We start from the raw sequence: 19280 nt of genomic DNA on the forward strand, positions 1-19280 counted from the left end.
ATATTTTCTTATTGTCATTATGCAAAATAATGTGTCCGATAAAAAGGGCTTGCAATTTTATCGGCAATGTCCTGTAATAGCAGAAGCATCAGATTTTCCAAGAACTTTTCCAAATATGTCTAAGCGGTCATTTTCACTAACCTTGATAGGTGCATACTTTTCATTGAGTGAGATAAGGAAAATTCCGTCTTTATCGTTTTGTAATTTCTTAATATAGGCTTCTCCGTTAAGAGCGAAGATGCCGATTTCTCCATTAGCAACAGATTCCTGTTGTAATACCCATGCGATCTGACCATCATGGAATTCAGGTTCCATACTGTCACCACTAATACGGACACCGAAAGTAGTATCTTCCGGCAGGATAGATTCATCTATGTGTACAGTCTCTTTCGGTCCGTCTACAAGGAAGTTACCGGTTCCGGCTGATACGGCATTTTCAAAAATATCAATGCTACGGAATGGAATTATCTTAGCAGTCTGCTTTTCATACATTCCGGATGCATGGAGCAGATTGATATAATCCATAGCTTTTTCCCTGCCCTCATCAGTAAGTGATGAGAAAGGATCGGCAGGATTTACTCCAAAATATGCCTCATACATGTTAGTAATACCAAGGATTCTACACACTTTGTAAAATATGGTAACGCTTGGTTCAGCAAGATTTCTCTCCCAGTTGGATATGGCTTTATAGGAAATGGTAATGCCTTCCTTTGCCAGTTCATCAGCGAGATCCTGCTGGAGCAAGCCTTTCTTTTTTCTATATGTTGAAATGATTTCTCCGATTGAGTACATACATACGCCTCTTTTCTTTCATTTTGTTGATTTCAAATCTCTCTTTTCACTCCATAGTATATAGCAATAGTGCCAATTATTCAAGCTAAAAATCCAATATAATGAGAAAAAGGACATATGTGTCCGTTGACAGTCGATTATTCTTGGGGTTATACTATGCTCTGTAAGAAACATTACTCATATACTTGGACTAAAGGTTATGGTAGTGACAGATTAAATGCAGGAGGTGATGAAGATGGGAGACAGGGTAATACTTCATTCAGATATCAACTGTTGTTATGCCTCGATTGAGCATCTGCATCATCCGGAGCTTGCAGGAAAGCCACTGGCAGTAGGCGGTGACCCGGAGGCAAGACATGGGATTGTCTTAACAGCCGACTATATTGCCAAGAAGTACGGTGTGAAAACAGGAATGGCACTCTGGCAGGCAAAGCAGGTCTGTCCGGACATAACATTTGTTTCACCAAGAATGGACTTATATCTTCGGTTCTCAAGAATGGCACATGAGATATATGCAGAATATACGGACAGACAGGAGCCATATGGGATTGATGAGTGCTGGCTTGATGTGACAGGGAGCAGCTCCCTTAAAGGGGATGGATTGCTCATTGCACAGGAAATCAGCAGGAGAATGAAGTCAGAGCTTGGCATCACAGTAAGTGTTGGTGTTTCTTTCAATAAGATATTTGCAAAGCTTGGTTCTGATTATAAGAAGCCTGATGCAATCACAACTATGTATAAGAGTGAATTTAAGCAGAAGGCTTGGTCACTTCCGGTGGCAGATCTTCTATACGTTGGCAAAAGTACGAACAGAAAGCTTGCATTATTTGGTATCAAAACCATAGGTGATCTTGCAAGGGCAGATGAAGATGTGCTTAACAGTCACCTTGGAAAGATGGGCAGTATCTTATGGTCGTTTGCTAATGGCTATGATGATTCACCTGTCAAGCTGGAGAATACCCACGCTCCAATCAAATCGGTGGGAAACAGCACAACGACACCAAAGGATTTAGTATGCGATGAGGATGTAAAGATTGTTCTTTATATTCTGGCTGAGAGTGTTGCAGCAAGACTTCGTGAGAATGGATTCCGGTGCAGAGTGGTTGAGATAAGTGTCAGGGATAATGAGTTATTCTCTTTTACCCGTCAGAAAAAGATTGACCACGCAACGAATATCACCGGAGAGATAGCTGCATACGCTTATCAGATATTTAAGGAAAACTATAACTGGAGCAAGCCAATCCGTAGTGTTGGTGTCCGAGGTGCAGATTTAGTGACAGATAATTATTGGGAACAGATTGATTTGTTCTCAAGTGTGGAGAAGCGTGAAAAGCAGATGAAGATGGATTCAGCGGTGGATGAGATACGCAGAAGATTTGGATTTTACAGTATCCAGAGAGGACTTATGTACCGGGACAGGATTCTGTCGGCAGTCAATGCAAAAGAAGAACACACAGTACATCCACATGGATACTTTTCAGGTTAGCAACGAGAAGTGCTAGATAATCAAGGCGCAGATGTGTTGTGCTTGCACATAAACATATGGGACTTGGTTATCTGATACGGCGACTGCCGTGAGCGAAATGAAGCGAAGCGGAATTGAGCTGCACTACGAGTAGCGATAGAGTAAAAAAGAGGGAGGCGGAACATGAGCGAAGCAGCGAGAATTGATCTGGTAGACAGAGCACCATTGACGGAGAAGCAACAGAATGTGTATGAAAGCATTATGCAATATCAGTGTGTGAATGGTTATGCTCCTACTATTAGGGAGATATGCAAGATGGTAGGGGTGGCATCGACTTCAAGTGTTTATGCACATCTGAAAATATTAGAAGAAAAAGGCTATATAGCAAGGAAGATGGATGCTTCCAGAGCAATAGCAATCTTGTAAGGAAGGTGATTACATTGAGCAATAAGGTATATGTTGATGTACTTGCAGAGTTTTCAAAGGACGGACTGCTCATTCCCAAAGAGATAACATGGGAAGATGGCAGAAAGTATGAGATTACACGAGTAAAAGACAAGCGCAGAGCAGCCAGTACAAGGGCTGGCGGCGTTGGAGAGCGTTATACCTGTGTGGTAGATGGAAAGGAAATATTCCTTTTCTATGAAGATAACAATATGTGGTTTATGGAAAGAGCCGGAGCCTGATGTGATTATGTGCTGACAGCACAATTCATATCAGTTGGCTTTAGATCAGCAAAGCCGGGGAATGTGCAGACATTCATCGGAACTCCCGGCAAAAGGCTTGCAAAGGTGATTTCCCTTTCCTTTACGAGTACAGAATTGTAGATTGATGATTTTGTATGAATAAGGAGCGAACTGAATTGAACAAAGAGTTAAAAGTTATAGATTTTTATTGTAAGAAGTGTAAGAAGAGTATGAAAGTTTCATACATGGTTACAGGTAACAGAAATTATCTGGTACTGCCGAGAGTAATGATGAAATGTCACCATTGTGGCAGAGTAATGACCTTGAAGAATTTCAAGGAAGGCGAGCTACTGGATAGAGTAGAACAGGATAAGTATTATATCTGATTAATACAGTCAGACATCAGATGCTGCGGCAGATATTTGGTCGCAACAGGACAAGACAATTAAATTAGTGGTCATCATGATATGGGAGACACCTGCAATAAGCGTAAGCTGATGATACGCAAAGGAGCCATCCTAAGGACGCATGAAAAATTAGAAACCAGTTTGAGGACTGGAACTGTTTTTCATGTGTCCTTTTTTATTTGCAGAAAATTACATATCGAGGAGTATTTATCGGTTCTTAGACGTTTCTAGCCACGACAGAAACGAAAGGACGGATAAATATGAATTACAAATATGATGCAGTAGAGACAGGAAAGAGAATCAGAGCAATCAGAAAGCAGAACAAGTTCACACAGGAGCAGTTAGCGGAAGAATTATATCTTACAGCAGAAAGTGTTTCAAATTTTGAAAATGGCAAGACAATGTGTATGCCTGAGAATATAGCAAAGATATGTGAGCTGTTCGGGGTGACATCTGATTACATATACTATGGGATAGAGAGTGCATCAAAAGTTAAGAATCCTTTAATGGACAGCATAATGGCTAAGCTTAGTGGCTGTAGTGCGGATGAACTGGACAGGATTGATAAGATGATTTCCTTGTTTCTTGGATAGATACATATAGAGAATGATGTGATATAATCATATATATAGTTGGAGGTAGTCTTTATGGTGAAAACAGATAAAGAAGTCAACAAAGCAGTCGAAAAGAAAATTAGTAATTATAGAAAAAAACTATCGAATAAAGAAATGTCAGAGATTATAAATACTACATTAAGTAATGGCGTATTTGTAGCCGATAAGTATGCCTTTTCTTTAAATGATGTTAAACAAGAGTTTAAAAGAAACCATCAGTTTAAAGATATTATAAGCTCAGGTGCTTATTTTTATTTTCAGAATAAATTGTGCATATGCTTAAATAATACGATAGTTGTTAATAATGATGGAGTATATTATTCGGAAGATGTAAAAAAGAATCCTTCATTGTATTTTTTGACACGAATCAATCGAGGTCATTTACATAGAAAGCCTAGAAATAACACATGTGAAATAAAGGTGAGAACATATTTCATACATGCAAAACAATATCAAGAACTGTCACGCAAAGGTCGTGTCGTAATAGATAGTACTAGCTATCTTATGAATGAGGTGGGGGGTTATGTTAATGGTACAGGAGGTCTAGGTCCGGGGGATTCATTTGGGTTATACTTCACATGGCTAATGGATGAAAAATATAATATTTCAAAAAAAGAGTTAGCAGATATTACTGGGATAGATGAGCGCACAATAACTAGAATGCGAACCAAGGAAGATTATTTGCCTTCTTTAGAATTTATAATTGCTTGCTGTATCGCAATGTCACTTTTACCATGGGAGAGTGACAAACTCATAGATCTCGCTGGTTACAAACTTAGAACAAACTTGAAAATAGAAAGAGGTTATATAGCATTAATACATGTTTTTTACCAGTGTAGCATAGATGAATGTAATGAGTTCCTGGAACAAATGGGACTGACATCTCTTTCATCTATAATAAAAACTAAGAAAAAAATAAACAGTAGGACATTGCATGTCATATCTTAATACTGAATTTAAAGGGAAAAGAAGTAGGAAGCAGATGGAATTCACTGATTTCTGCTTCTTTTTTTGACATCGTGTGTCCTATGCAGAAATGAAAAAAGTAAGTATTCTATAATCATAAAGAGGAATCAGAAATATCAAAACTGGTTCCTGTTAAAAAGAAATCCCGATGATATAATAAAAGAAAAACGTTGGAGGAGTCATAAGTATGAGCATAAGAGCTGCAGAAATTTACAAGGATATTTTAACAATGAAGAACATTTCAGAACAGGCACAGGAGAGTTATGTTAGGAATTTGCGTAAAAAGATGAATTTTTTGGTGGAGAAGGTGGCGTTAAGAAAGGTATCAGATTTTAAGGAGGGAAATAATATACTCATCCCTAATTCGGATGCTGCTATTGTTCGTAATTTATTAATGAGTTCGTTAGATGATGAGTATCCACTTATTGTAGACTGGTTCAATGGAAGCCTAGATTTATCAGATTCGGAAATATGTCTGCTTTTATATTGGTCTGTAAAAGAACCAATTATGAGGGCAGAAATGACTGGTGAATCTGATATGGTAACAGTAGATGAATGGTTAGCAACAATTAAAGGGTTGTTAAATGTAGATATGGCAGAAAACACTATTGCTTTGAAGAATAAATTGGAGGAGTTTCGAGTTAAAACATTGGTAAGAGACAGTACTGTTTCTTGTGGAGATATTGTAATAGGTCATGAAAATGGATTTAGGGACTATGCATCCCATTATGAAAAGAAAAAGAAAACCTTATCTGATGAGCTTTTGAAGAGTATTGTCAAAGATTTGAGTTTTCAGGAGGATTACTATCATGTATTAGAGCAAATCATTGATTTTATGATAGAAGATGCTAAAGACAAGGCTATACCTGCTATTGAATGCTATGCTTTAGCAAAAGGGGTATCGGATTGTGAAACAGCTATAGAAATGATTAGAGATCCTGAAAATATAACGATGGTTTCAGAATACTATCCATGGCTAAAAAAAATAGGAGCTTTTTTAAAGGATAATCCTGAGGAAACAAAAAGAATCGAGGAGTATGCTCAGGTAAAGAATCTAGAGAAGTTCTTTGAGTAAATAATATTTTATAATTTGTTGTGAAAGGAAGGAGGTGTCAGTGGAAAGTTGGAGCACAAAACAATTCATTATAATGCTGTTGAGTTTGGAAGACGAATTAGGACAATTCGTAAACAGAAGAAAATGACGCAGCAAGAACTAGCGGAATTATTGTTTCTTTCAGAGGAAAGCGTTTCAAATTTTGAAACTGGAAAAACTATGTGTATGCCAGAACATGTTATCCAAATGTGCCAGATATTTGATGTTTCTGCTGACTACTTCTATTTCGGTAAAAATTATAAATTACAGGGGAATGATGGTATAGAACGTATATTTCAACGACTTAAGGGATGTAATCCATTTGAACTGTCAAAAATTGAACAGATAATAGACATCTTATTAGCTAAGCCAGCTGCTTAGTCTGACATATAAATTGTTAGACTAGCAGTTGGCTTATTTTGTTGTAATTAATAATTGTGAGAATAGAAGTCAATAATAGGTATATTATTTGCTATGAGATAGTTACCAATGCCACTTTCAATGTCTGATCGATTTAGCTCTTCTGGAATATTATATAGTGGAAAAATAAATACATATGATTCATCCCAACTTTCGCCCAAGTGAGATATTATTTTGCCTGATGTAGTATCATAATTAAAGTTTATGTCACAACTGGCTCCGATTACACCGATGTGATGTTTTTTCTTGGTGAATTTTAACCAAACAATATCTCGTTTATCTTTTAGATTATAAATTTTTTTATAGCTGGCATAATCAAAACGTCTGAGTTCACGAGCTTTAGGAATTACCTTCGGATTACTAACTGCTGGAATACATAGAGAACAAAGGTATTGATTAATAAGCTGGATGATTACTTCATCATCGACAGTATTCATATTGTATTGCTGTCCGGCTTTAATATATCTGATACAATTTTCAGAAATTGTACTGTGTTCTTTAGATGGAATTATCCATTTCAAATTGTCTGCGTTAATCATGAAAATGCTACTCCTACAAAAATGTTAAGTCAATTATAACACCTAGCAAGTGATATACAAGAAACAAAAAACCTCGAATAGTATTCGGGGTTATTTTTATAAAAGCCGAATACCAATAGATTAAATTAAATATGGATGTTTTGTAAAATATAATTGTGCTTAGAAACAGCACACCACGAGAGTGGAGGCGCCAATACTCTCCAATACAAATCAAAATGTAAAGGAGATAACAAAATGAATAAAAGAGATTTTAACGTAGTAGGAAACGAAGGTACAGATAATCAGGAGCTTGCAAAGGGTATTGCATTTGTAAAGTCACGCAGAGCAGAACTTAATGTAGTCCAGATGGTCGAGAATATGCGTGATCAGGCAATGCCTAATGGAGTAATAATCAATGATGCGTATTGTGATCGTTCAATGACAAGGGACTATGACAGAGAAGGTCTGAATGCTTTCTTTGCAACACTTAAAGAGGAAGACTTTGAGGTTGTAGTAGTCAGAAGCCTGAATGAGATCACAGATGACATTTATGATTTGGAAGAATTTGTTAAGACCATCACAGATATGGGCATATGGCTCTATTCTCTTGAAGTCGGTCCGGTGCCAATTATTGTATCTCATGCAGAGGATTTTGGATGCTAACGGAGTCCTTTGGTAGAGCGACAACAGAAAATCATTCCGGTCGGGACAAACAAGTCTCGGCTGTGAAGGATTGCAGATTTACACAGACTGCATTCGGAACAGTTGTACATGATTCAAGTGGGAAGTGGCTTGGTCAGTACGAGACAGAAGATGCAGCTGTAGAGATGATTAGGGAAATGGCACAGGACATTGGAGGGTACGACGATGAAATATGAAGGATATAAAATTGGTCCGGTGATTCGTGATATCCGTAAGGACAAAGGACTTCTCATTGAAGAGGTTGCTGCTAAAACTGGAATAAGTGTTTCGACACTTGGACAGGTGGAGCAAGGAGGAAGAAACTTGAGCATGAAAAATTTGTATATGCTTATGGAAGTTTATGAAACAGACGCAAATAGCTTACTTGCAATAGACTGTACACCGGATTCATTAGATTCGAGGCTAAAGCGGTTACCTGCAGATAAGCAGGATTATTTGAAAAAGACATTTGATTTTATGATAGAGCAGGCTTTGAAGTCAGCATAGGAGGCAGAGAATGAGAAGAAAGATTAAAAAGATGGATTGCATAGAATATCTTTCAGTGCAGGCTCCATTGGAAAAAGTAAATATGCTTGAAGACAAGCAGAGCAAATATATACATGAATTTGTAAAGAGAAAAGAATATTCAATCGTGGGAAAGATAAGACGCAATGGCTTTTCGCAGAGAGATGTTGATCGCCAGTGGAATCAGATTGTGAATATGATTCGCAAAAAGCAAATCAGTGGAGTAGTTGTTGCGAATATGGCAGCTATATCCAGCAGTGTTGCGGATGCTTATTTTAAGGTAGGACTGGTTATTGAAGCAGGCGGCATTGTGGTGACTGTAGATGAGGGCAGATTGGATATGCACATCAAGAAGGGAGCATAGATATGAGCAGACGAACAGAAAAAAGAAAGTATGGTAAATATAATAAATTTGATGTCGTGTATGCGGATTTTGGGAAAAACCCACATGGCATTCAGGGCGGAATCAGACCAGGAATAATTATTTCATGTGATGCAAGTAATCATGATGGTGCACCGCAGGTGTCAGTAGTCCCTTTGAGCAGTAAGTTAAAGGATATTCCGGTACATGTGATTTTAAATCCGAAGGATGTGAGTGGATTTGGATTAAGTAAGATCTCTGATTTTATGCCTGAAGATGCACAGACAATTTCAAAAGGCTGCATTAGAGCAAAAAGTGGAACTGTCATTGAGGATTCCGGCGTGAGAGAAGAAATAGACAGAGCATTGATACGACAGTTTGATCTGTTACCTGTAGCTCGCAAAATGGTAATGGAGGAGTTAGCAAATGGACAGCAGAACTAAAAAGACTAATAATAAAAGATTTGTCAGATATTCAGAAGGAGCAGAGATGTATTCAATGAGTGTGTCAAAGTTTATGCAGTTAGCGAAGGATGCAAAGGCATGTTATAAAGTGAATCAGCTGGTGTTGGTTAATCTGGATATTATTGATGAATATCTGGAGACTTTCCATATTGTAGATGACGAGTTTTATAAGTAATTATGAGAAATGACGCATTAATATAGAAGAAATACAAACAAGTATGGAGAAAAATGAGCAAAGAGAGAAAAAATGTATTGACTTTCGGTCAGACCAAAAGTATAATATGACTAAGATATGAAGGAGGCATACAGATGGCTAGAACTGGAAGACCAAAAGCAGATAAACCTTTTGATCATAAGGTAACTGTTAAATTCAAAGAAGAGGAATACCAGATAATGGTTGAGTATGCTGAGACTCATAATCTATCCATTTCGCAATTGATTAGAATGGGTGTTGAATTACAAATGAAGCAGCAGGCTAATCAGTAGAACAGGTTCTTTTCTCCGGAAAGGAGAGAATAATGGCTTGTAGAAAAGATGGTAAAGGCAGAGTATTAAGAAAGGGTGAGGGTTACAGAAAAGGCGACGGAAGATACTCATATGTATATATTGATCCATTAGGCAAGAAAAGAACCATTTATGCAAAGTCTTTGGTAAAGCTTCGAGAAAGAGAAGAACAGTTACAAAAAGACCAGTTGGATGGACTTGATATCTATGTCGCAGGAAAAGCTGATGTAAACTTTTTGTTTGACAGGTACATATCAACTAAAACAGAATTGCGTAGCACTACTTACAGTAATTATTTGTATACATGGAATCATTTTATTCGTGATACATTTGGCAAGAAGAAAGTAAGAGATGTGAAATACTCAGACGTGTTATTCTTTTATACAGACTTGATTAATAATCAGGGATTACAGATTAATACGCTTGAGACAATTAACACAGTATTAAGACCTACATTTCAGCTTGCTGTCAGAGATGATATCATAAGGAAGAATCCGGTAGACGGAGCATACTGTGAAGTAAAGAAGCGTAATGGTGGTGCCAGAAAAACAAGGCGAGCGTTGACTGTGGATCAGCAGAGAAAATTCATGGAGTATGTAGCAAAGAATCCGTTCTTTTATCACTGGTATCCATTCTTTGTATTTTTGTTAGGAACTGGATGCAGAATAGGAGAAGCAATTGGGATACGCTGGGATGATATCGATTTGGAGAATCGAATCATTGATATCAATCATAGCTTAACCTATTACCAGAGAGCGGATGATTCATATAAATGTGAGTTTAGAGTATCTTTGCCAAAGACGGAAGCTGGTAATCGTAGAATACCTATGATGCAGCAGGTATATGATGTGCTTCAGGAAGAATATGAGAGACAGAAGCAAGAAGGCTTTTGTGTTGAGAATGTGGATGGAATGACCAATTTTGTATTTACAAACCGATTTGGGATGCCACATAACCCAGCAGCAGTAAACCGGGCAATCAAGAGAATTGTGGATACACATAATTCAGAAGAAGAGGTGGCTGCTAAAAAGGAGAAGAGAGAACCTGTTATGATTCCAAGATTCTCCTGCCATATCTTCAGACATACGTTTGCATCAAGATTTTGCGAGAATGAAACCAACATCAAAGTAATTCAAGAGGTAATGGGACATGCTGATGTATCGACTACCATGAACATATATGCAGAAGCAAACCCAGATGTTACCAAATCAGTAATTGAGAAATTATCAAAAAATATGGATATTTTTTAGAAAAGAGTCCTGCGATTGAACTCTTTGAAGATTGAAAAATATACCTATTCATACTGTGGCAAATATGTTATACTTGCTAAGTATTGTTGTGTTTGACACAGCAGTACATGCATAAAATAAAAAGACGTATTTTAAGGCGAATGACATCTTTTGGACACACAAAAGTCAAAAAAACGTCCAAGAGTATCCAAGTATATAGAATCCGGGAAAGCCCATTTTCCAAGGGTTTACAAGGATATACAAGAGTTAGCTTAGCAATCAAAAAAATTCCCGACAATGAAGAGCCTTGATTCCGATAAAAAGGCAGCTAAGGCATCTAACAACAACGAAGTACAGGCTGCAGGCACTGCTTCTGCGCAGGCTGCAGAACCGGTTGAAAAGATTGACTTTTCCAACGTAAAGATTGAGCCTTTATTTGAGGAAGAAGTAGACTTTGATACATTCAGCAAGTCAGATTTCAGAGCTGTTAAGGTAAAAGAGTGTGTAGCAGTTCCTAAATCAAAGAAATTATTACAGTTTACTTTAGATGACGGAACAGGCACAGACCGTACCATCCTTAGCGGAATTCATGCTTTCTATGAGCCGGAAGAACTGGTTGGAAAGACACTGATCGCTATCACCAATCTTCCACCAAGAAAGATGATGGGAATCGAATCCTGTGGTATGTTACTTTCAGCAGTAAATAACCTTAAGGATTCAGAAGATGAAGAACTTCATCTTCTTATGGTTGATAACCACATTCCGGCAGGTGCAAAGCTCTATTAAGATGATGTAAAGATGTACCGTTTTACCGAATAGACGGGACGTACTTCATTTGATAAAAAACTAAAAAAACAGCGATTTACATCAAACTTATATCAATTGATGCAGAAATCGGTGCAAGCAAGAAAAAATCGCATAATTAGTGCAATGAGTGGGCAATTCCAATCGGAGTTGCCCATTTTTAAAACAAACAGAAATACAAATCAGAGTTTGTGATGGTAGATAATATGGAATGGTTTAATGTTTTTGGGCTGATTTTTATTGCAGTCATTATGATACCCAATGTTGTATTTGCGATTAAGTGTAAAGATGGATTTGATAATAAGTGGAACAATAAATATGTTGAGGTCACAGAACAAGTAGGGAGATTAGGTTGTTTCGGATTCATGATAATCAATATTCCGGGAACTTGGTTCGGGTGGTGGTCTGACGAAGCATTTGCACTATATCTGATTGTAGATACCATATTGGTAATGCTTTATTGTGCTATTTGGATTATATGTTTTAAGAAAAACAGCGTTTTCAGAGCATTAGCACTTTCTATTATTCCTTCAATGTTGTTCTTATTTAGTGGGATTATGAGTAGGTCAGTGCTATTGATTATTGCATCAGTATTATTTGCACCAAGTCATATTGTGATTTCATATAAAAATGTAAAATGATATTTACAAATTCAAGTTTGTTAAATTGGAAAATTAGAATTTATATATAAAGGAGAATATTGATGAAACTGTTTTTATGTTCGCACTTTTCAAGTGTAGGAAGTCTGATAAAGGAAGAAATTGAAAATAAAAAAGTCGCATTTATTCCAACAGCTTCGCTGCGTGAAGGCTACACCGGTTATGTCGGCTCGGCTCGAAAATTATTCAAAAAGTTGGGAGCAATCGTAACTGAAATTGATATTTCAACGGAGGCTTATTCAACGATACAGTCTGTTTTTGAAGATGCGGATGTGATATATTTTACCGGCGGAAATTCTTTTTTCCTTATAGACCAGCTCCGTAAAACGGGAACGGATGAGCTGTTGAAAAAAGAATTGGCAAAGGGAAAACTGATGATTGGTGAATCGGCAGGTGCGATTATATGCGCTCCAAGCATCCAATATATCGAGCAAATGGATGAAAAGCCGGAGGACTACTCACAAGAAGATGATGCAGGGCTTGATTTGATTGATTTCTATGTTCTTCCGCATTATCTTACAGCACCATTTAAGAAAGTTACCGAGAAAATAATGACTGAATTTTCGGATTTGAATCTATGCCCTATTAACAACCATCAGGGAATTGTAATTGATGGTGAAGGTTCAAAGGTTATTTGCAAAGACTAATTTGAAAAATCCTTTTTTTGAAACTGGAAAATCGGAAGCTGAGGAGATAGACTATTGAGAACATATGAGAATAAAGACGAGCTTAAAAACGAGATAAATAAAAGCTTTGCAAAGTATATTTCAGAATTTAATGATATTCCGGAGCATTTAAAAGATAAGAGAATTGATGAGGTCGATCGAACTCCGGCAGAAAATCTTGCTTATCAGGTTGGCTGGACAACTCTTGTTATTAAATGGGAATCAGACGAAAGAAAGGGTATTCCTGTCAAAACTCCTTCGGATAATTTTAAGTGGAATCAGCTTGGCGAATTATATCAATGGTTCGCAGATACATATGCTCAGCTGTCACTGCAAGAATTGAAAGACAGATTGAATGAGAATATCAACTCTATTTATGTAATGATTGATTCTCTGAGTGAGGAAGAATTATTTAAACCACATATGAGAAAATGGGCTGACGAAGCAACTAAAACAGCTGTCTGGGAAGTATACAAATTCATACATGTTAATACAGTTGCTCCGTTCGGAACCTTTAGAACCAAGATTAGAAAATGGAAAAAGATTGCACTATAACTTCCAGTTTGCCAACTTGTCCTTTGAGAGAGGAGAAATCCCTTTCCCATAGGGCTTTTTCTATTTATACGGATATTCGCAAACTACAAGATAAAGCCAAAACTTCATATACTCTAAGCACAAGGAGATTGAGGTTTGGCTATGAATAACAGTTTAGCAGAAGTACACCCGGAGCTTGTTTCGGAGTGGTCGGAAAAGAATTTAACGCTTACGCCTGATGACATTACTTTCGGTTCAAATAAAAAAGTATGGTGGAGAGGTGCTTGCGGTCATGAATGGCAGGCAAGAAATGTTGGAAACAGATATAGAAAATGAACTTGTAAAAAATGTTACTTCTCTACTGATGGAATTAGGCACTGGTTTTGCTTTTATGGGACAGCAGTATCATCTTGAAGTTGGAGGAAAAGATTTCTATATAGACCTTCTGTTCTATAACACAAAGCTTAGATGTTATGTAGCAATAGACCTTAAAACTGGCGAGTTTAAGCCAGAACAGGCAGGAAAGATGAATTTTTATTTATCTGCTTTAGACGATTTAGTGAAAGCTCCAGAGGATAATCCATCAGTGGGACTTATTTTGTGCAGAGATGAAAATAGAACAATTGCAGAGTATGCATTGAGAGATATGTCAAAACCGATTGGTGTCAGTGAATATCACTTATGCACGGATTTACCGTTAGATTTGAAAAATGCATTACCTGCCGTAGAAGATATTAGAAGTAGAATTGATATGAAAAAGTAATTTGTGCAGACCGTCTGCACAAATTGCAAATTTAAATTGCATTGAACAAAAAGCCTTTATGGGCGGAAATTTTCAATGGAATAAAAATGACAGATATGTTGTATCAGTGTTATTGGCTGAAGGATAATACATAGTAAAAGTGTTCTTAGAGATTTTGGACTCCGTGAATCCAAAATCTATACGGCTGTTATTGAAGATTTATATATTGCTTAGATTGTTGCCACAGTGAGGCAACAATCTAATTGTGCAGACGGTCTGCACAAATTGCAGGATAAAAGTTCATTGAACAAAAAAGCCTTTATAGGCTGTAATTTTCAATGAAAACAAAAACTTTACTTTTAACATTGGTTGAGTTAAAAAGAAATAAATTGAGTTAAGCGGAAAAATATCAAATGCCAGTTGCTTTTTCACTCTCGAGATGATATTATTAGTATATATACTAATAATATTTGAAGAGAGGTGATATATTTGCGGAGAGACAGCAGTGAAACAAAGAGGAAAATACTGACTGTGTGCGTCCGTCTCTTTCTGGAACAGGGGTATAAAAACACCACTGTCAGTCAGATTGTGGACGAAGCAGGTGTTGCAAGAGGAAGCTATTTGAATCTGTTTCCCACCAAGGATAAAATTTTGCTGGACTTGACCGAAACGATGTTCGGCGGACAGTTCGGCGTGGCAAGAAGCATTGCAGACAGCAAGCTGCCGCCGGTTTACGCCTATGCGGTGGAAACGGCGATCCAACTGACGCTGACCGAGCTGAACGAGAACCTGCGGGAAATCTACATTGAAGCCTATTCCCTGCCCGAAACATCGGAGTATATCTACCTGCATACCACGGCAGAGCTGAAGCAGATTTTTGGTGAAAATTTCCCCGATGATACCGAGAGCGACTTTTACGAGATGGAAATCGGCACGGCGGGACTGATGCGCAGCTATATGGCGAGAAAATGTGATATTCATTTTCCGTTGGAACGCAAGCTCAGCCGTTTTCTGACGGCGGCGATGCGGGTGTATCGTGTACCGGAGGCAGAGCAGGCAAAGGTGCTTGCCTTTATTCAATCATTAGATATTAAAGCAATTGCCACAGAGGTTATGTATAAACTGTTTGCCATGTTGGAAATGAAATACGATTTTAAGCTGTCAAAGAACGGCGAAATGGAGGAAACAAGATGAAGAAACGATTATTCAGTATCCTGCTTGCTCTGTGCATGGTGCTCTGCCTTGTGCCGACCACGGCATTTGCCGAGAGCGAGACGGAAGAACCGCCTGTATGCACCTGCGAAACGGCCTGCACGGCAGAAGCAATGAACGCAGATTGTCCCATCTGCGGCGCAGAGGGCGCTTTGCCGGAAAACTGCGAATGCAGCGAGCCCATTGAGAACGCAGAGCCGGAAGGCGAAGAGAACGAAGAACAGTCGGAGGGGGAAGTGTCCGACCCCCAGCCGGAGACAGCCTTGACATCGTTAATTGGCGGGAGCGAGACGGTAACAGAAGTCAGCACCGCGGATGAGCTGACTGCGGCTGTTGCTGATTCTAAGGTCAACACCGTCAAGCTGACAGGGGACATTAGCATCAGCAACTCCCTGACCGTCAACCGCACCGTGACGCTGGACCTGAACGGTCATGTGCTCAAATACGAGAGCGCAAACAAGGGCAGCGTGATTGTGGTCGAGGGCGGCGGGCAGCTGACGATCGAGGACAGCAATACGAGTAATCTCTCGCACAGATTCAATCCGAATGGCAAACTGTGGGTGCTGGACGAGGCAAGCGGCACAGAGACCGTCACCGGCGGCGTCATCACCGGCGGCACGGGCTATCCGATTCTGCTATATGGCTCCTACTACTATTATGGCGGCGGTGTGTATATCGCATCCGGCGGGCAGTTGACCATGACCGGCGGCAATATTATCGGCTGCTCCGCGACGTACGGCGGCGGTGTACATATTGATGGTGAATCGGGTCAGTTCTCTATGTCCGGCGGCAGCATCGCCGGATGCGTCGCCTCCATCATCGGCGGCGGTGTTCGTGCTTCCGGCACGTTCAAAATGTCAGGTCAGGCGGTCATTCGCAGCTGCACCGCCGAAAGCGCGACCCAATTTGTTTTCGGCGGAGGCGTATATGTCAACGGCAGCAGCAGCTTTGAAATGTCTGGTGAGGCAAAAATCAAAGGCTGTCAGGCAATCTCCAACTCTTCCCATTCTTCCAACGGCGGAGGCGTATATGTCAGCAGCAGCAGCAGCTTTGTGATGTCTGGTGAGGCAAAAATCGAAGACTGTAAGGCAATCTCCAACTCTTCCAAATCTTCCAACGGCGGGGGTGTCTTTCTCGCAAACGGTACGTCGCTCACCCTGTCGGGCAACGCCGTGATTCAAAATTGCACGGCAACGAATTCCGTCAACTCCGGCGAAGCCTATGGCGGCGGTGTGCGCGCCTTTTATGCGAGGGAGATCACCTTGGCGGGCAGTGCGAGCATTGCCGGCTGTGCTGCGGCAAACGGAAGCGGACTATACATCACCGGATCTACGACACCTGGCTATGGGAAACTTTTCGCCAACGGCGGCTCGGTTGACGGCGACGTCGTGCTGGGAGATACAACAGAGGGTCCCTGTACCATTACAGGCTCCGGCGAGACTGTGTTCAAGGGCAAAGTGACCGTTACCCCCGGCAGCACCATCGAAAACGGTAAATTCAACGGCGAGGTCATCAACAACGGAACCATCACCGGCGGCGTTTTTAACAGCACAGTTTCCGGCAGCGGTATCATCAACGGCGGCACATTTAACGGCACCCCCGATCACATCACCGGCAGCGGCACGGAGACAGATCCCTATCAAATCAGCACCGCCGCGGGGCTGAAATGGTTCCGGGATAAGGTGAATGATGCAAAAACCGAAGAAGAAACCAAAATCTGCGCCGTGCTGACAGCAGCCATTGATTTGAATAACGAACCGTGGACGCCAATCGGAAACTATACCGAAGGAAATAAGATTTACTACGAGGGCACATTTGACGGCGGCGGCCACACCATTTCCGGCCTGAACGTTACGGACAACTTCAGGTATGCCAGTCTGTTCGGTGCTGTAAAAGGCGGCACGATTAAAAACCTGACAGTGGCAGGTAACGTATCCCATAATTATAATTTGACGGGTCTAGCCTGTCACGTCGGCGGCATTGTGGGCGGCGCTTTGGATGCTGCGACGATTGAAAATTGCAGCAACAATTGCAGCGTTACTGGCGGCAGTGGCGATTATATTGGCGGTATTGCTGGCAGTAATATTGACAATGCGAGAATCATCGACTGCTATAATGTTGGCACAATTACCGGCACAATTAATGGAACTGGCGGTGTTACGTGGCTTAACATGGGCACGATCTCCAATTGCTACAATGTTGGAACGATTAAAACACCCTATAATAGTGATGCTGTTGGCGAAATCGTTGGCCGTAATCATGGCACTGTAGAAAACTGCTACTATCTTGCCGGTACGAACCTGAACGCAGTTGGCCAAAACAATAGTAATGGCAACATTACAAAAACAGAGTCCAAAACCGCCGCAAACTTCGCCAACGACACGGTGCTGGCGCTGCTCAAGGCTGACCGCGACAATTCTCCATGGGACAGCTGCCAGTATGTGGCTGCGGCAAAAATAACCCTGCCCGTGTTCAAGGGACAGGGCGATGAACATACCCACAATGGGAACTGGACATCGAACGACAACGGCACCCACAGCCGCCGCTGCACCTGCAATGTCGTGGAAACACAAAACTGCTCCGGTGGCACGGCAACCTGCACCCAAAGAGCAAAATGCACAGTTTGCGGTGCGGAATATGGCGATGTTCTGGGACATGATTTTACTACCAGTTGGACACATGATGATAACGAGCACTGGAAGCAGTGTTCCCGTTGCGATAAAAAGGATGACGTAGGCCCTCATACTTGGGACAACGGTACGATAACAACAGCGCCTACCTGCACAAAAGCGGGCAAAAAGACATATAGCTGCACCAAGTGCGACGCAACAAAAATAGAGCCGATTCCAGCTACGGGCCATAGCTGGAAGTCCGATTGGACGTCCGATGCAACGCATCACTGGCATGAATGTGCCAATGAAAACTGCGATGTGACGGATAACGCGGGAAAGAAAGGCTACGCGGAGCACTCCGGCGGCAAAGCGACCTGCACCCAAAATGCCGTCTGTGAGTTTTGCAAGGCTGAGTATGGCGAAAAGCTGCCCCACGACTTCACGGCGGAGACCGTGGATGCAAAGTACCTGAAATCCGCCGCCACCTGCACGGAAAAGGCGGTCTACTACAAGTCCTGCGCAGTCTGCGGTCTGAGCTCCGAGGGCACGGCGGATGAGGCGACCTTCTTCTCCGGCAATGCGCTGGACCACAACTGGGGCGCTTGGACGCAGAACAGCGATGAAAAGACACACACCCGAATCTGTAAGCGTGACACCAGCCATACGGAAACCGAGAATTGCATCGATGCAAACAAAGACCACAAATGTGATATCTGCGATTATATAATCAGCGAGTGTGCAGACGATAACAAAGACCACAAGTGTGATTATTGCGGCAAGAAGCTGATTGAGCACACCGGCGGGAAAGCGACCTGCAAGGACAAGGCAAAGTGCGAAGTCTGCGGTGCGGAATACGGTGAGCTTGATGCGAAGAACCACACCGACTTAAAGCACTTCCCGGCAACTGCGGCGACCAAGACCACCGAAGGCAATATCGAGTACTGGTACTGCGAAGGCTGCGGTAAATATTACAGCGACAAGGACGGTACAAAGGAAATCAAAAAAGCCGACACCGTAACGGCGAAGCTGAAGGACGATTCCAAATCTCCGCAGACCGGCGATACAAGCAACCTTGCTTTGTGGATTGCCCTGCTGTTTGTCAGCAGCGGTGCTGCCATTGGTACAACGGTTGTCAGCAGAAAGAAAAAGTACAACAAATAATTGAATAGCGTTCCCTTGCTCCAGCTTCCGAGCAAAACAAAAGCGTCGTAGCAATACGGCGCTTTTGTCGGAGAAAGAAAATAGCGGATAGAATTATTTTGGAGGAATGAAAATGAAGAAGAAACTTCTCGGTAAGAATCCGGAACTTGTATTGTATAAGAAAAGA

General features: G+C 40.8%; 26 protein-coding genes. 24 read left to right on the top strand and 2 right to left on the bottom strand.

The features are described 5' to 3' along the window. Positions 1 to 57: 57 nt before the first annotated feature. On the bottom strand, positions 58 to 792 hold the full coding sequence (locus tag DV740_RS10220; protein ID WP_117998372.1) for a helix-turn-helix domain-containing protein: 735 nt from the start codon (positions 790 to 792) through the stop codon (positions 58 to 60). A 235-nt stretch (positions 793 to 1027) separates the two neighbouring features. Here DV740_RS10220 and dinB point away from each other — a divergent pair, with 235 nt between their 5' ends. From dinB to DV740_RS10260, 8 genes are all read left to right on the top strand, one after another. Next, positions 1028 to 2278 carry a DNA polymerase IV gene (gene dinB / locus DV740_RS10225; protein WP_016213262.1) on the top strand — a complete coding sequence of 417 codons (1251 nt, stop codon included), beginning with the start codon at positions 1028 to 1030 and terminating at the stop codon, positions 2276 to 2278. Between the two features lie 162 nt (positions 2279 to 2440). After that, complete coding sequence (locus DV740_RS10230) at positions 2441 to 2683, top strand: LexA family protein (RefSeq protein WP_118088029.1); 243 nt, start codon at positions 2441 to 2443, stop codon at positions 2681 to 2683. A 5-nt stretch (positions 2684 to 2688) separates the two neighbouring features. Further along, positions 2689 to 2943, top strand: a complete 255-nt coding sequence (locus DV740_RS10235; RefSeq protein WP_004611568.1) for a hypothetical protein — start codon at positions 2689 to 2691, stop codon at positions 2941 to 2943. A 176-nt stretch (positions 2944 to 3119) separates the two neighbouring features. Next, positions 3120 to 3329: a hypothetical protein gene (locus DV740_RS10240; RefSeq protein ID WP_117719288.1), complete on the top strand. Its 210-nt coding sequence runs from the start codon at positions 3120 to 3122 to the stop codon at positions 3327 to 3329. A gap of 281 nt (positions 3330 to 3610) precedes the next feature. Next, the gene (locus DV740_RS10245) at positions 3611 to 3943 is read left to right on the top strand and encodes a helix-turn-helix domain-containing protein (RefSeq protein ID WP_118088030.1); all 333 of its coding nucleotides are present in this window, start codon (positions 3611 to 3613) and stop codon (positions 3941 to 3943) included. A gap of 54 nt (positions 3944 to 3997) precedes the next feature. After that, positions 3998 to 4912, top strand: coding sequence for a helix-turn-helix domain-containing protein (locus DV740_RS10250; protein WP_117719290.1), 915 nt, complete (start codon positions 3998 to 4000; stop codon positions 4910 to 4912). A 205-nt stretch (positions 4913 to 5117) separates the two neighbouring features. Next, positions 5118 to 6005 carry a hypothetical protein gene (locus tag DV740_RS10255; RefSeq protein WP_117719291.1) on the top strand — a complete coding sequence of 296 codons (888 nt, stop codon included), beginning with the start codon at positions 5118 to 5120 and terminating at the stop codon, positions 6003 to 6005. Positions 6006 to 6053: 48 nt separating this feature from the next. Then, positions 6054 to 6404 carry a helix-turn-helix domain-containing protein gene (locus tag DV740_RS10260; protein WP_117719292.1) on the top strand — a complete coding sequence of 117 codons (351 nt, stop codon included), beginning with the start codon at positions 6054 to 6056 and terminating at the stop codon, positions 6402 to 6404. Between the two features lie 47 nt (positions 6405 to 6451). On the opposite strand, the gene DV740_RS10265 is transcribed toward DV740_RS10260, so the two are convergent. Next, positions 6452 to 6982: a hypothetical protein gene (locus DV740_RS10265; protein WP_117719293.1), complete on the bottom strand. Its 531-nt coding sequence runs from the start codon at positions 6980 to 6982 to the stop codon at positions 6452 to 6454. Between the two features lie 234 nt (positions 6983 to 7216). Here DV740_RS10265 and DV740_RS10270 point away from each other — a divergent pair, with 234 nt between their 5' ends. The 16 genes from DV740_RS10270 (at position 7217) to DV740_RS15090 (ending at position 19114) form a co-directional block, all read left to right on the top strand. After that, on the top strand, positions 7217 to 7624 hold the full coding sequence (locus tag DV740_RS10270) for a recombinase family protein (protein ID WP_077326070.1): 408 nt from the start codon (positions 7217 to 7219) through the stop codon (positions 7622 to 7624). Between the two features lie 62 nt (positions 7625 to 7686). Next, a complete protein-coding gene (locus tag DV740_RS10275) occupies positions 7687 to 7839 on the top strand; it encodes a hypothetical protein (RefSeq protein ID WP_242994293.1) in 153 nt (50 codons plus the stop codon). Then, entirely contained in the window at positions 7829 to 8149 is a 321-nt protein-coding gene (locus DV740_RS10280; protein ID WP_004611636.1) for a helix-turn-helix domain-containing protein, read from the top strand. The genes DV740_RS10275 and DV740_RS10280 overlap by 11 nt, the downstream gene beginning before the upstream one ends. Before the next feature lie 10 nt (positions 8150 to 8159). Further along, positions 8160 to 8531, top strand: coding sequence for a recombinase family protein (locus DV740_RS10285; RefSeq protein ID WP_004611637.1), 372 nt, complete (start codon positions 8160 to 8162; stop codon positions 8529 to 8531). Positions 8532 to 8533: 2 nt separating this feature from the next. Then, complete coding sequence (locus tag DV740_RS10290) at positions 8534 to 8971, top strand: type II toxin-antitoxin system PemK/MazF family toxin (protein ID WP_008395276.1); 438 nt, start codon at positions 8534 to 8536, stop codon at positions 8969 to 8971. Beyond that, positions 8955 to 9167 (top strand): DUF6462 family protein, encoded by a 213-nt coding sequence (locus DV740_RS10295; RefSeq protein ID WP_004611639.1) that lies wholly within the window; start codon positions 8955 to 8957, stop codon positions 9165 to 9167. Before DV740_RS10290 ends, DV740_RS10295 begins: the two co-directional genes overlap by 17 nt. Positions 9168 to 9301: 134 nt before the next feature. Beyond that, the gene (locus tag DV740_RS10300) at positions 9302 to 9478 is read left to right on the top strand and encodes a DUF6290 family protein (protein WP_004611640.1); all 177 of its coding nucleotides are present in this window, start codon (positions 9302 to 9304) and stop codon (positions 9476 to 9478) included. A 32-nt stretch (positions 9479 to 9510) separates the two neighbouring features. Continuing rightward, positions 9511 to 10746: a tyrosine-type recombinase/integrase gene (locus DV740_RS10305; RefSeq protein ID WP_004611641.1), complete on the top strand. Its 1236-nt coding sequence runs from the start codon at positions 9511 to 9513 to the stop codon at positions 10744 to 10746. A gap of 276 nt (positions 10747 to 11022) precedes the next feature. Further along, positions 11023 to 11511 carry a hypothetical protein gene (locus DV740_RS10310; RefSeq protein WP_118088032.1) on the top strand — a complete coding sequence of 163 codons (489 nt, stop codon included), beginning with the start codon at positions 11023 to 11025 and terminating at the stop codon, positions 11509 to 11511. A gap of 212 nt (positions 11512 to 11723) precedes the next feature. Beyond that, on the top strand, positions 11724 to 12170 hold the full coding sequence (locus DV740_RS10320) for a hypothetical protein (RefSeq protein WP_005330834.1): 447 nt from the start codon (positions 11724 to 11726) through the stop codon (positions 12168 to 12170). A 62-nt stretch (positions 12171 to 12232) separates the two neighbouring features. Continuing rightward, entirely contained in the window at positions 12233 to 12835 is a 603-nt protein-coding gene (locus DV740_RS10325) for a Type 1 glutamine amidotransferase-like domain-containing protein (protein ID WP_077326061.1), read from the top strand. Positions 12836 to 12889: 54 nt separating this feature from the next. Beyond that, positions 12890 to 13408 (top strand): ClbS/DfsB family four-helix bundle protein, encoded by a 519-nt coding sequence (locus DV740_RS10330; RefSeq protein WP_117699394.1) that lies wholly within the window; start codon positions 12890 to 12892, stop codon positions 13406 to 13408. 141 nt (positions 13409 to 13549) lie between these two features. Then, positions 13550 to 13723, top strand: coding sequence for a zinc-ribbon domain-containing protein (locus DV740_RS10335; RefSeq protein ID WP_117947885.1), 174 nt, complete (start codon positions 13550 to 13552; stop codon positions 13721 to 13723). After that, positions 13698 to 14150 (top strand): DUF1016 domain-containing protein, encoded by a 453-nt coding sequence (locus DV740_RS10340; protein WP_330408426.1) that lies wholly within the window; start codon positions 13698 to 13700, stop codon positions 14148 to 14150. The genes DV740_RS10335 and DV740_RS10340 overlap by 26 nt, the downstream gene beginning before the upstream one ends. A gap of 459 nt (positions 14151 to 14609) precedes the next feature. Further along, positions 14610 to 15323: a TetR/AcrR family transcriptional regulator gene (locus DV740_RS10345; protein WP_242986271.1), complete on the top strand. Its 714-nt coding sequence runs from the start codon at positions 14610 to 14612 to the stop codon at positions 15321 to 15323. Beyond that, a complete protein-coding gene (locus DV740_RS15090; protein WP_242994294.1) occupies positions 15320 to 19114 on the top strand; it encodes a pectate lyase-like adhesive domain-containing protein in 3795 nt (1264 codons plus the stop codon). Before DV740_RS10345 ends, DV740_RS15090 begins: the two co-directional genes overlap by 4 nt. Positions 19115 to 19280: the final 166 nt, after the last annotated feature.

It is taken from the genome of Roseburia sp. AF02-12 (genome assembly GCF_003461765.1).
Lineage (GTDB): Bacteria > Bacillota > Clostridia > Lachnospirales > Lachnospiraceae > Roseburia_C > Roseburia_C amylophila.

What these genes read in the sequence shown, in the direction of transcription:
- DV740_RS10285 (WP_004611637.1), top strand. Translation starts at nt 8,160, where the DNA reads ATGAGAAGAAAGATTAAAAAGATGGATTGCATAGAATATCTTTCAGTG.
- DV740_RS10340 (WP_330408426.1), top strand. Translation starts at nt 13,698, where the DNA reads ATGTTGGAAACAGATATAGAAAATGAACTTGTAAAAAATGTTACTTCT.
- DV740_RS15090 (WP_242994294.1), top strand. Translation starts at nt 15,320, where the DNA reads ATGAAGAAACGATTATTCAGTATCCTGCTTGCTCTGTGCATGGTGCTC.
- DV740_RS10310 (WP_118088032.1), top strand. Translation starts at nt 11,023, where the DNA reads ATGAAGAGCCTTGATTCCGATAAAAAGGCAGCTAAGGCATCTAACAAC.
- DV740_RS10265 (WP_117719293.1), bottom strand. Translation starts at nt 6,982, where the DNA reads ATGATTAACGCAGACAATTTGAAATGGATAATTCCATCTAAAGAACAC.
- DV740_RS10220 (WP_117998372.1), bottom strand. Translation starts at nt 792, where the DNA reads ATGTACTCAATCGGAGAAATCATTTCAACATATAGAAAAAAGAAAGGC.
- DV740_RS10295 (WP_004611639.1), top strand. Translation starts at nt 8,955, where the DNA reads ATGGACAGCAGAACTAAAAAGACTAATAATAAAAGATTTGTCAGATAT.
- DV740_RS10305 (WP_004611641.1), top strand. Translation starts at nt 9,511, where the DNA reads ATGGCTTGTAGAAAAGATGGTAAAGGCAGAGTATTAAGAAAGGGTGAG.
- DV740_RS10245 (WP_118088030.1), top strand. Translation starts at nt 3,611, where the DNA reads ATGAATTACAAATATGATGCAGTAGAGACAGGAAAGAGAATCAGAGCA.
- DV740_RS10325 (WP_077326061.1), top strand. Translation starts at nt 12,233, where the DNA reads ATGAAACTGTTTTTATGTTCGCACTTTTCAAGTGTAGGAAGTCTGATA.
- DV740_RS10250 (WP_117719290.1), top strand. Translation starts at nt 3,998, where the DNA reads ATGGTGAAAACAGATAAAGAAGTCAACAAAGCAGTCGAAAAGAAAATT.
- DV740_RS10320 (WP_005330834.1), top strand. Translation starts at nt 11,724, where the DNA reads ATGGTAGATAATATGGAATGGTTTAATGTTTTTGGGCTGATTTTTATT.
- DV740_RS10255 (WP_117719291.1), top strand. Translation starts at nt 5,118, where the DNA reads ATGAGCATAAGAGCTGCAGAAATTTACAAGGATATTTTAACAATGAAG.
- DV740_RS10270 (WP_077326070.1), top strand. Translation starts at nt 7,217, where the DNA reads ATGAATAAAAGAGATTTTAACGTAGTAGGAAACGAAGGTACAGATAAT.
- DV740_RS10300 (WP_004611640.1), top strand. Translation starts at nt 9,302, where the DNA reads ATGGCTAGAACTGGAAGACCAAAAGCAGATAAACCTTTTGATCATAAG.
- DV740_RS10290 (WP_008395276.1), top strand. Translation starts at nt 8,534, where the DNA reads ATGAGCAGACGAACAGAAAAAAGAAAGTATGGTAAATATAATAAATTT.
- dinB (WP_016213262.1), top strand. Translation starts at nt 1,028, where the DNA reads ATGGGAGACAGGGTAATACTTCATTCAGATATCAACTGTTGTTATGCC.
- DV740_RS10335 (WP_117947885.1), top strand. Translation starts at nt 13,550, where the DNA reads ATGAATAACAGTTTAGCAGAAGTACACCCGGAGCTTGTTTCGGAGTGG.
- DV740_RS10280 (WP_004611636.1), top strand. Translation starts at nt 7,829, where the DNA reads ATGAAATATGAAGGATATAAAATTGGTCCGGTGATTCGTGATATCCGT.
- DV740_RS10230 (WP_118088029.1), top strand. Translation starts at nt 2,441, where the DNA reads ATGAGCGAAGCAGCGAGAATTGATCTGGTAGACAGAGCACCATTGACG.